At 58.9% G+C, this 11225-nt stretch carries 14 protein-coding genes; 8 read left to right on the forward strand and 6 right to left on the reverse strand.

Features of this window, described 5'->3' with window-relative positions:
- The 6 genes from B2W52_RS03555 to B2W52_RS03580 all read left to right on the forward strand — a co-directional run.
- The coding region (locus tag B2W52_RS03555) for a hypothetical protein (protein ID WP_286801327.1) at positions 1–1158 on the forward strand (1158 nt) is incomplete at its 5' end.
- A gap of 12 nt (positions 1159–1170) precedes the next feature.
- Entirely contained in the window at positions 1171–2331 is a 1161-nt protein-coding gene (locus tag B2W52_RS03560; RefSeq protein WP_286801328.1) for a hypothetical protein, read from the forward strand.
- Positions 2328–2651: a hypothetical protein gene (locus B2W52_RS03565; RefSeq protein ID WP_286801330.1), complete on the forward strand. Its 324-nt coding sequence runs from the start codon at positions 2328–2330 to the stop codon at positions 2649–2651. Before B2W52_RS03560 ends, B2W52_RS03565 begins: the two co-directional genes overlap by 4 nt.
- 3 nt (positions 2652–2654) lie before the next feature.
- On the forward strand, positions 2655–3062 hold the full coding sequence (locus B2W52_RS03570) for a hypothetical protein (RefSeq protein WP_286801331.1): 408 nt from the start codon (positions 2655–2657) through the stop codon (positions 3060–3062).
- Between the two features lie 3 nt (positions 3063–3065).
- A complete protein-coding gene (locus B2W52_RS03575) occupies positions 3066–5108 on the forward strand; it encodes a hypothetical protein (protein ID WP_286801334.1) in 2043 nt (680 codons plus the stop codon).
- The gene (locus tag B2W52_RS03580) at positions 5101–5322 is read left to right on the forward strand and encodes a hypothetical protein (protein ID WP_286801337.1); all 222 of its coding nucleotides are present in this window, start codon (positions 5101–5103) and stop codon (positions 5320–5322) included. Before B2W52_RS03575 ends, B2W52_RS03580 begins: the two co-directional genes overlap by 8 nt.
- Before the next feature lie 97 nt (positions 5323–5419).
- Here B2W52_RS03580 and B2W52_RS03585 read toward each other — a convergent pair whose 3' ends face one another.
- Both B2W52_RS03585 and B2W52_RS22280 read right to left on the reverse strand, forming a co-directional pair.
- Positions 5420–5947, reverse strand: a complete 528-nt coding sequence (locus B2W52_RS03585; RefSeq protein WP_286801338.1) for a recombinase family protein — start codon at positions 5945–5947, stop codon at positions 5420–5422.
- Between the two features lie 19 nt (positions 5948–5966).
- A complete protein-coding gene (locus B2W52_RS22280; protein WP_414673469.1) occupies positions 5967–6419 on the reverse strand; it encodes a DUF4124 domain-containing protein in 453 nt (150 codons plus the stop codon).
- Positions 6420–6897: 478 nt separating this feature from the next.
- Between B2W52_RS22280 and B2W52_RS03590 the strand changes: the two genes are divergently transcribed.
- Together B2W52_RS03590 and B2W52_RS03595 are read left to right on the forward strand one after the other, a co-directional pair.
- A complete protein-coding gene (locus B2W52_RS03590; RefSeq protein WP_286801348.1) occupies positions 6898–7842 on the forward strand; it encodes a site-specific integrase in 945 nt (314 codons plus the stop codon).
- A gap of 162 nt (positions 7843–8004) precedes the next feature.
- Complete coding sequence (locus B2W52_RS03595; protein ID WP_286801350.1) at positions 8005–8220, forward strand: hypothetical protein; 216 nt, start codon at positions 8005–8007, stop codon at positions 8218–8220.
- 241 nt (positions 8221–8461) lie between these two features.
- Here the strand turns inward: B2W52_RS03595 and B2W52_RS03600 are convergent, their stop codons facing one another.
- The 4 genes from B2W52_RS03600 to B2W52_RS03615 all read right to left on the reverse strand — a co-directional run.
- Positions 8462–8824 (reverse strand): hypothetical protein, encoded by a 363-nt coding sequence (locus B2W52_RS03600; protein WP_286801352.1) that lies wholly within the window; start codon positions 8822–8824, stop codon positions 8462–8464.
- Between the two features lie 2 nt (positions 8825–8826).
- A complete protein-coding gene (locus B2W52_RS03605) occupies positions 8827–9609 on the reverse strand; it encodes a BRO-N domain-containing protein (protein WP_286801354.1) in 783 nt (260 codons plus the stop codon).
- Between the two features lie 570 nt (positions 9610–10179).
- On the reverse strand, positions 10180–10581 hold the full coding sequence (locus tag B2W52_RS03610; RefSeq protein ID WP_286801355.1) for a DUF7673 family protein: 402 nt from the start codon (positions 10579–10581) through the stop codon (positions 10180–10182).
- A gap of 78 nt (positions 10582–10659) precedes the next feature.
- On the reverse strand, positions 10660–11225 hold a 566-nt coding region (locus B2W52_RS03615; protein ID WP_286801357.1), incomplete at its 5' end, for a DUF2303 family protein.

Raw genomic sequence — 11225 nt, forward strand, 5'->3', positions numbered from 1 at the left:
GCGACCACCATCGAGGGTGAGCTGATCAGCGCCAGCTCCGATCAGGACGGCAATATTGTAGGTGACCGCGCCACCGGCCAGATCAACTACCAGTACGGCACAGCCAATGTGAAATTTGGCCAGCTCGTGGACGACAGCACCCTGACCGCCGAAGAAAAAGCCGAGCCTTGGTACGACCCCGCCAACGTCGACGAAAACGGCATGATCTGGAAGCCAACTTTCGTCCAGCCCGGCACAATGCGCTACAACGCGGTGGCCGTGAGCTATCTACCCTTGGACGCAGACATCGTCGGCATCGACGCCGTGCGCCTGCCGGCAGATGGCCGGGTGCCGATTTACCGCCCGGGCGACGTCGTGATGGTCATGCACCCGCAGGAAACCGCCCCACAGACTGTGTCGAACGGTGACATCATCACCACCCGCCCACGGGTGGGCTGGGTGCGGGTGATCGACGCCGACGGCAACACAGTGACCGATGGATACACCCTGGACCGGGCGACGGGCGAGGTCACCTTCACAGACGTATCCGGCATTGCCATGCCGGTCACCCTCCGCCACACAGTGGCAGACCTGCGCCTGGTCACGGATGTGCAGATCACCGGTGACATCACCCTGAGCCGGCCCCTGACCCACGACTACCCGGCCGGTGAGTCCATCGTGGCCAGCTGCCTGATCCACGGCGACCGCCGCGCCCGGGTATCGGCCACTTGGGATCAGAAGACCTGGGATGGCACCTGGCAGGATGTGCCGGTCGGGGACGAGGCCACGGCCACCCTGAACACCATCGCGCATCCGATTACCGTGACCAACGAGGGGGCGGAGACGGAGCGCTGGGTGCTGCGCTGGATCAACAGCACCACAGTGGAGTTGATCGGCCAGCGCGTCGGACTGGTCTACACGGGCCCCTTCACCGAGGACATCGCGCCCATCAATCCGCGCACCCGAAACGAAGACGGCTCGGGCGGGGTGCCCTATCTCACCATCCCGGCTGCCGCCAATGGTGGCGGCTGGAGCGCGGGCAACGTGGTCCGCATCAACACCGTGGGGGCGCTGGCGGATTTCTGGATCGCCCGGGCGATTCAGCAGAGCGATGAGCCGCTGGATGACGGCGCGGATGGGTGTGAGCTGCACGTTCTCGGCAACATCGACAGACCTTGATAGGAGAGTGCAATGCCAGTACCTCAAAACAGCACAGTGCGGTGGTTCCACTCCGAAATGGCCGGAGCTCCGCAGATCATGGCCCAGGCCGGCGACCTCATCGCCATTCTGGATGCCTGCCTGATCAACGGCTTTGGCACCGCTGCGCCGGATGGCGACAAGATCACGATCAGCAATGGCGTGGCCACCGTGCATTTCAGCGGCGGACACGATTTTGAGAAATATGCGGTTGTCGAAATTTCAGGCGCAACCCCGGCGGAGCTGAACGACGTCTGGCGGATCACCGGGGCCACACCGACCGCATTTACCTTCGATTGCCCGGGTATTCCTGATGGAATTGCGTCGGGCGATATTGCGGTCAAACGGGCGACGCCCGGGTACTGGGAAAAAGCGTTCGGGGATACGCTCAAAGCGGCCTACCGGTCGACCCACCCGGATGCCACCGGCTTTTATCTGAGGGTGGATCACAGTAGCGGTGGCAGTAGTGCACAGGCTGTGCATGGTCTGGAGGGAATGACGGATATTGATGACCTCTCCCAGAGTTTCGGGTCCGGTTACTGGAGGGCTACCGCTGAGACTTCTTCGAGCTATCTGCCCAGGCCGTGGGCTCTGATAGCCGATGATCGCTGGCTATATCTGGCTGTCGCGTTTAGTAGATCTTACTCGTGCACGCTGTGGCAGTTCGGGGATTTTGTGCCGCTATCAGGCGAGGATCTTTTTAACTGTGCAATCACCGGACATACGTCGAGTCCATATTACCCGTATTACGCCTCGAGTCAGTACGCTGGTGATGGCTCGAGTAGTGATGGGTGTTATATAGCCAGAAACGCAGATGGGTCCGGCAGTCAGATTGCCTATAAACGACGCGCTATGGGCGTATCGAATCCCCGATACCTTGGCGGTAACGGCCCATACCCGTACCCCACCACAGGCGGGCATATGTTCTCAGGGCCACCTCTGGTAATCGGTGGCAGTTCTATCAGAGGCACCATGCCCGGCCTTTTCACAAACGAATGTGGGAATGATGTTTTCGGTCTTCCCGGCGTGATCGCCGATCATTATTTGGTGACTGATCGCACAGTCGAAGTTCCTGCGATGATGAATGTGAAAATGAGTGATCCATCTAATCGTGATATGACGGTTGGCATCGATATCGAGGGCCCCTGGCGATGAGCGCTCTGATCCGTGTTCGTGCCTGTGCGGCCCGCCCGCTCGCGCAGATGGAAAACCGGTACCGACTCCGTGGAACCGTGCTCGATGCGGCCGGAAATCCCCAGCCCCGCAAGGTTTTGATACTCAAAGAGTCGGGTCTGGCCCCGGGGAATCTCGCTCCCCCCTCGTACAGCCATGTCTGGGTTGTGCGATCCGGCCCGGATGGCCAGTGGGAGAAAGGCTACTTGTTTGACGGGCTGTATACGGCGATCGCCTACGACCACACCGGGGAGTATGACCCGGTGATAAAAGGCGGCCTGACACCAGAACCGATGGAGTGAGCCATGGCCCTGACCCTATCCCCCGCCCATGAGGCGGCAAGACAGGAAGCCGCACGACTGCCAGCGCTACAGGTAAGCTATGCCCGGCTAATCGCCAGCCCCGGCGAGGCCGTGGTTCAACTATTCGAGGGCGCCCCCGGCACCGGAACCCTGATCGCCGAGCTGGCCATGCCCGCCGACGTTGTGACTCTGGACGCGGACAACGTGCAAATCCAGACCACCGCCCCCATAGAGGGACAGGCGACCGTGGCGGGAACCGTGAACAGCGCCCGGATACTCGACGGGGCTGGCAATTGGTGGGCCGATGCCACCGTCACTGACGAAAACGGGGGCGGGGATATCCGGCTGCAGGACACCGCCCTGCAAGCAGGGGCGTTTGCCCGGATCACCAGTGCCGTGTTTCAGGGGTGACCCGTGATCAGGCTGCGTCTCTGGCGGCGCCGGGATGACGAACCTGCCCCGGTAGATCTCCGGTTTTATCCGGATCCGGGCATAATCCTGGAACTGCTGCGTCCGAGAGAGCCAACCCCGGGCCCGGTTACGCTGCAGTTCGGCCGATACGAGCCGCCCGAGTACCCGACCGTCCCCGGCACTCTGACGGCCAGCCTGCCGCCACCGGACGTTCCGGCCCTTGTCCTGACAGCAACCGGAGAGAGTACGGCGCCGACGGTCGCAGGGCAGTTGCTGGCGGAGATTCCGGGCCCGGTATTGCCCGCACTCTCTCTGCTGGCCCTCGATGAGACCCTCCGTGGCAACCTGCTTGCAGATATGCCGGCAGTGGCTGTATCGCTCGGTTTTAATGCCGAGGGCTACCAGGATCTTGACCTGCCAGATGCGGATGGAGCATCTGTGGGTATGCGCTGGCGGGAGTTCAGCCCAAGCCGCACCGGCCTGACCGTGTCGCAGCAGGAGATGCGCCGCGCATACTCGGCGGCGGCCATCAGAGACGGGCAGGCACTGCCGCTGCATCGGTGGATCGGCATACAGCAATCCCAGTCCATACGGATGCTCGGTGGTCGTAGGATCATGCACCAGCATGGCGAACGCCTGGGTGGGCACGCAACCCAGGTCCGGCATTCCGAGTCCGTGAAGATCCGGCAGGCGTTTGTCACAGAGCACCAGCACGGCATCCGTTTGCGGGCACACGTCCGCCAGCGCTATGCGGACACGGTGAAATTGAGGACCTTCCGGGCGCTGTCCGAGCAGCAGGGTGTCCCGGTGGCCGGGGTGATCACGATTCGATCCGGCCAGGGCGCCCTGCTGTCTCTGCGTCTGAAGGTTCGGCATACCCACGCCATCCATCCGCCGCCGGGTCTGGCCACCTGGCCACCCCCGGTGGAGCCAGAACCCCCATCCCCGGATGATGGCGGCGTATTCCGGTTCTGCCGCCGTCAGGACGGCACGACCACGCTGGTATTTGGCTGCCCTGACTCCGGAAAACAAACCATCATCATCCCGATCAGGGAGATTTATACCGTGATCAACAGCGTGACCCTGACAGAACTGAACGGCACTCCAGTCCCGGCGGAGGAATTCAGCGCCAGCATCGACGCAGACAGCTGGACATGGAGCTGGTCGGCCCGAATCCCTGGCAGCGCACTGTCCCAGGTTCGCCCGGACAGCAGTACCAGGGTTGAGCTGATCGCCACCATCAACGGCGAGCCCCTGCGGGTGCTGGTCGAAAGCATCCAGCGTGAGCGCCGGTTCGGTGAGAGCTGGCTGCGAGTGTCGGGCCGGGGCCGGGCTGCATTCCTCGCCGACCCCATCGCTCCGGTGATCCAGTACACCAACGCCACGGCCATGACCGCCCAGCAGGCGCTGGCGGAGGCGCTGACATTGAACGGTGTGCCGATCGGATGGACCCTGGACTGGCAGATCGAAGACTGGCAGATTCCGGCGGGGATCTGGTCACACAGTGGAACCTGGATCGATGCGGCCAAGCGCATCGCGGAAGCGGGCGGGGCATACGTGCAGGGGCATGATACGGATCCGGTGCTGCGCATACTGCCCCGGTACCCCGTGGCGCCCTGGAACTGGGGCAGCGCAACGCCGGATATCCAGCTGCCGGAGGATGTGGTCGAAGTGGAAGGCATCGAGTGGCAGGAAAAGCCGGAGTACAACGCCGTATGGGTACACGGTGGCGACCAGGGCCGGGCAGACCGCATCATCATCGGTGACAGCGGTGGCACGAACCCGGCGCCCACCATTGTGGATGAGCTGGCCACTGATCCGGTCATGACCCGCCAGCGAGGGCTGGCAGTTCTGGGAGACACCGGCAAGCAAGCGCGGATCAGCCTCCGCCTGCCGGTACTGCCAGAGACCGGCATCATCCGGCCGGGCGCCCTCGTTGAGTATCTGGAGCAGGGGAATACCCGAAGGGGCCTCGTGCGCAGCTTGAACATCAGCCACAACCGCCCGGAGCTGTGGCAAACGATCGGAGTCGAGACCCATGAGTAACCTGTACCGCAGACTGATCGGAGTACTGCCGTCGGAGCCGAGAGACAAGGGGCGTGTCATCGCTGTGCACGCAGATGGCGCGACCGTCGAGCTGATGACCGGCGCCCGGGTTCGGGTACGTGGGGATGCCCAGGTTGGCGACCATGTATACATCCGTGGCCGCGTCATCGAAGGGCCGGCTCCGGAGCTGAATGGAGTGGACCAGATCATCTGACTGAGCCAGTCTCTCCCGGCAGTCACACCACTGGGCAGGTGTCGCATCCGCTGGGCAGTGTGCGAGCGGATATGATTGTCAATGTCTGTCGATTCTCTTATCGGCTATTTAGTACTGCTGCCACGGAGTCAGCAGTCCAGTAGGATTTCCCGTCTAGTGTTGGAATGCCCTCGGACCTGAGCTCTTGAGCGATATCTTCAAAAGAGAGTCCGTCATGATGGAGGCTATGGATCAAATTAACAATCGTTTTTGTTTGTTCTGCGGTTGCCTTTCGAGGTGTCGCCGTGGTTTTTTTGGGTTCTGGATGACTAGGATGTAGTGCCCTGGAGGCTTTGACATCACGTTGTTTGGTCAGCTTCACAAGCTGCTCCAAGTGGTTGGCGGACTTGCGGGTGTTTTCCTCTATGTCCAGAAACAGAAGTATGCTTTCTGCTATTGCAATAGAAAATATGACGATAACAACTGCGCCCACGATCCAAATAGCTGAGGATTTATCATTATCTCCGAATAGTTGAATAATCCCTATGAATAGCAGTAGCACCCCTACGACAATCCCAACTATTTTATTCCAGGTCGCGATGATGCGTAGGGCAGGGTAGTGGTTCTTGGATATTTTGAACGGCATAGGCCCCTCCGTAACTCCGTTACCGGTAATAGCTGCTCCAGTCTGAAACGCAGCCATTCCTGAAATATACATAGCTCGATGAGCCGCCTGGATAGTGGTAGGCCCACTGAGTTGAGCGGCCGCTTGTATTAATGCTGCTTGGTGGTCCCCAGGATCTGCGAACATCCGCCGGTTTCATACCGCGAGTAATCTTGTTCTGGATGATAAGCCTCCGCAACCGGGTGGAGTTGATATATGGGCAGGGGTCGTTTTTTTGGGCCTTGGGTGAACTGTCTGGCTTGTAGAACTCAACATTTGTTCCGGTATCGAATCTGCCGCCAATGGCAGGTGCTGGCTTGTGGTCGAGCTCTCTTGCGTCTGAACCGCACGGCTGATCCGAGAAAGCCGTGTGGCCGTCCACCGTGCACTGATACACAGCGGCGTAGATGAGGGTGGAGGGGAGTAGAGCGAGCATGAGCAGAGTCCATTTCATATCATATAGACCTCCTTTTCGGCAGATCGTACCTGAGATAACAAGAATCGTGTGTCAAATTCGGTAAAAAGTATTTTGGGTGCTCCTATAGTGCTCCTAGCTTGCTCTTTTTTCTTGTAACTATTTGTATTTTAAAGATAAAATATAAGTGTTTATCCAATCCATCATCGGGGCCACGCAGAAGCGGCGGGAGGGCTCCGAGCCAGGTTTTACGCCGCTTCTCGCGGAATTTCCTGTCTTTTCTGCGTCACCAATATAGATCATTTATTGCCCGTTTTTTACCTTTTTTGTAGTATCGGTGCTCCAAAAGTGCTCCAAAAAACGGTTTGGAGCACCGGAACAGGGAGTGTGGAGCACCGTGCCTACCATTACTGTTAGAACTCGTGCCGATGGTACCAAGTCGTACCGCGCGGCCATACGAATAAAGCGGAAAGGGAAGATAGTATATCGTGAAAGCCGAACCTTTGACCGTAAGGCTTTGGCGAAGGATTGGGCTGTCCGGCGGGAGCTGGAGCTCCAGGAGCCCGGAGCGCTGGACAAGGTACGGCATCGGGGTATTACCATTGGTGATCTCATTAACCGGTACCAGATTGAGTTTGGCGCCGGCTTTGGCCGTAGCAAGTCCAGGGATATGGAGCGCCTGCAGGGTTACGACCTGGCAAATCTCGACGCCGTGGAGGTCACCAGTCAGGATTTTGTGGCGCATGTTATGGGGCGGCTGAAAACGGTCAAGCCGCAGACCGCTGCCAATGACCTGATTTGGCTTCGAGGTGTTTTCAATACGGCCCGAAGCGCTTGGGGAATACCGGCCGCGCTCGACGCGCTCAACGATGCGGCTGAGACCTGCCGCCGTGAACGATTGGTGGGTAAGCCGGCACAGCGGAATCGTCGACCGACTCTTGATGAGTTGGAGGCACTGCTGGAATATGGCGAAAGTACGGCATCTCGGCGCGAAATCCCCATGACCGAGATTATCCTCTTCGCGCTGTTCTCTGCCCGTCGACAGGATGAAATAACCCGAATCCGGTGGGCGGACCTGGATGCCAGAACACAAAGCGTTGTTGTGCCGGACATGAAGCACCCAAGCCATAAAACCGGCAACAACCGTCGTGTTTACCTGACTGATGAGGCCTGGGCGATCATTCAGCGTCAACCAAGAACCGAGGATCGGATTTTTCCATTCAACTCCAAATCAATCAGTGCCCGATTTACGGAGTGGTGCAAGTTCCTGGGCATAGAGGATCTGCATTTTCATGATCTGCGGCATGAGTGCATCAGCTGGCTATTCGAGCGGGGATGGGATATTCCCAGGGTTGCTGGGGTGAGCGGGCACACTACCTGGTCATCTCTGCAGCGATATACCCACCTGAGTCAGAGTGAGCCTCACGATAAATATGACGGCTGGCAATATCGGCCCCAGTAAAAAGGAGAGGCAGGAATGCCTCTCCAAGCTGGCTTACCTCTGATTGAATAGCATCGGACTCCAAATGTAATGCATTGTTAAATATCGATTGCGTGTTTGAAGACTTCCTGTAGCTTATCTGTGTGGCCACAAATTTTTATTGAATTTCAGTGGAGTACAGAGATGCAGACGGATGAGAAGTACAATGTTGGAGTCCCTTGCGAAGATGCTTTGGCAGCCATCGGCGATATTGCCAATAGTGGATCGCTTCTGCAGAAGGTTTTGGCCACTGGTGTGGCCTCGAACAGAGTTGCCGAGGCCTGCGTAAACCTGTTTACCGAGATCGCAGAGCTTGCCGGCGCCGCTGTCGATTCAGCCAAGCCTGGTAGTGATACCTGATCTTCCGGTAAACCGTTGCGGCTTGTGGGTTATGGTCCAGCTCCGCCCTGGACTTGATGCCACAAGCCTGCAGGATGAACTCCCGGGCGTCTTCCTCTGTATGGGTGCCGTCCGGGATTAACAGGTTGAATTTCGCGGCTCTGCGTCTGTCCAGGTACAGCCTGAATTGGCTGTCCTGGCAGAGCAGGGCGGCGTTCCTTGCCAGAAAGCCGCCCTTCTGTGGTGCTGGTGCTATCATCAGTCAGGCTGCCATGTTGTTGGTGGTGATCGGCTCTCCCTTCTCGATGATGTAATTCAGATAGCTGATGTAGGTGTTCAGTTCCTCCATGGACTTATTGAACTCCTTTTCAGGGTTGAAGTGTTCTTCCGGGGAGGTCCAGACGCGGAGTTCGGCGACGGATTCCGTATAATTGTCGGATTTGTAGCGGCTGTCGATTGGGTGAACTTTGCTGTCGAGCATCGACACATGGCCTGAAAAACTGCAGAAGGCATGGGCCAGCCCCCTGCGGGTGATCAGCATGCACAGCAGAAAGACTTCCTCCGCACGGGTGCAGAGGATTTCGTTCATGTCTTCGATGGTGAGTTGTTGGGTTGCCTTTGTCATGATCATTCTTCCTCGTCCTGGAACAGGGCCAGCATGTCGTGCATGCCGCGGTTCGCTTTCTGGAGCTTTTTCAGCTCGGGATGCTGCAATGGGGTGACGATGCCCTGGGCGTCGATGTCCAGGCAGACCAGGGTGGGTGCGCTGAGGTTGGGGCCGCCCTCGTCTTTGAGCACCTGACGGATAAAGTCTTTCTCCGCCTTGTTGACCGCCCGAATCCAGCGCATGGTCACGTCGTGGAGCTGCTTCACCATGAAGATGGCGTCCTGCGCCTGCTGGGCGGTGAGGTCTTCTATCCGGCGCACGCCGAAGTGGTTGCGGATGCGTTCGTTGATGGCGTAGGCCGCGCCCTTGCCCCGGAAACCGACGGTCACCGACTGGATGGTGTCGGAGAGCTGTTGGCGGAGCTTGTAAGAGGCGCGATCCGGCTGCTGCCAGACGGAAACGCCATAGCTCCCTGTTTTGCGGATAGCCGGCAGAACTTCGTGGGTAACCCAGCGCTTGAATTTTTTGGCTTCGGGTTTGCGGGATTTGAAGATCAGGCAGTAAAGGCCGGCTTCGTTAATGATGCTTACTTTCTGCTTCCCACCAAGGGTGTCGATAGTACCGACCCCCTTTTCATCGTCGTCCAAATTCCGTACGGCATCGTTATAGTTGACTATGGCTAAGGCGTGGCAAACATCGGCTGCGACGAACCAAGGCTCTTCGTTGATCAGGAGAACACGGAGATCGGTAGAGGAAAAGTGAAACACGGACGGTGCGGGCGCACCTTGGGTGTGGTTATGCATGACATGATTCCTTTGTTCGGTTAAGGAACCCGCCTACCTGTCGCCAAACAGGGAGGGCGGGACCGCGCGGGTTGGCGAACCGGCCAAAGGTAACCGGCAGGCCCCGAAGGGCCTCCCACACGGCCCGCCCCATAACGCTTGGCGTGCCATGCACTGAGCACAAAAAAACCGCAGACTCGAATGGAGATGCGGTGTGCTCTCCTTTGAAGCTCGGGTCGCCAAACCCGGCCGCTGATTTTGCAGCGACGAGTCTAGTATAGGCACTGCGCCTATTCGCGGTCAATCTATCTGTATTATTCGTTACTATTCCTGCATTGTTTTTCTGTAATCGGTTGTGTTCCAGCCCTGCGCTTGCCGGTGTGGGGTTTGGAATGATCTGCGGTCGGTTGTGTAAAAGTCGCTCCGGCCTGATCACTGCTTCCACCACCATCAGCTCTGCTTTAATGGCCTGCCGGATCTTGTGGCACCAGCGCAGAGCCGGGCCGAGCAAAGCCTTGCCTTGATTTGCAGCGCCGACCAGGGCTTTGGCTCTGCGGTATGCTAGGACCAGTCGGTTAAGGCGGGCGGTGATCATCGGTACACCCTGGCGCGTTCGTGGGTAGTGCCCCATACCTCGATGATTTCGATGATCTGCTCTTGGGTGAGGTACCGCTCCAGGTGGTGGCCTGGGCCAAGTGTGCTCAGCAGTGCAATCGCGGCTTCGGTGTTGTCGATATCCAAGCTGGAGATGACGTCTCGCAGGTTAGCCGCGTATTCGTCGTTCCAAAGGGAGAGCAGCAGGGCGCTTGCTGCGCGGCCTCCACCGGTGTCGGTTCGGGCGATCTGGTACAGTTTGGTGGCTGCGGCCAGGGGATTGTTCTGGTAGCGGTGCCGGGACTCCTCCTGTTTCTTCCGCTGCATGGCCTCCCATTCTTCCGGGGTTCGGTAGAGAGTCGCTTTGCCGTTGAACTTCGGATCTTGTAAGTATCCCATGGTGCTGTTCTCCTTTGTAGCATCCGCCAGGGCTCTGCGTGAAAGCACTCGCGGATGCGCCCCCGCAGGGGCGATCGGTCAGGCCTGGAATTTCCCCACAAAGGTGTCCACCAGGTTGCCATCCAGCGCGTGCTCCAGGTGCTCCCGGAACTCTTTCGCCATTTCCTCCTGGTGGTGCTCAAGGCGGACAATTCGCATCACCAGGCGGGGCTTTTCGCTGGTGATCAGGCTCACCCGCAGTCGGAACGTGCGCTCCTGCAGGCCGTGGTAGGGTTCGCAGGTGAATTCAACGAACGCGGGCAGGGTGTCTTTGTTCTGGGCTTCCACTTCCGACATGACGCTGCGGCGGCCGCCAAAGGTGCGTTCTTCGCTGCTGCTTTCGGATTTGGCGCCGATGGTGATGCGGCGCACGGCGCCCACGGCGGCGGCGAGGTTCAGCGGCTCGCCGGTTTCGCTGGTCACTTTCAGCTGGGGTGCCCAGTCTTCCAGCCATTCGGCGAGTTCTTTCTGGTCCAGCGCGCGGCCGTTTTTGCCCAGCAGTTCCTCAAAGGCGGCGGTTTTGGGCAGGTTCAGCCGGGCGGTGAAGTCTGCATGGCCTGGGAACTCCACGGTGCCCAAATCAAAAAACACCTTGGCGGTCATGT

Origin of the sequence: Marinobacter sp. UBA2498 (genome assembly GCF_002341575.1) — a bacterium.
GTDB classification, from domain to species: Bacteria; Pseudomonadota; Gammaproteobacteria; order Pseudomonadales; family Oleiphilaceae; genus Marinobacter; species Marinobacter manganoxydans.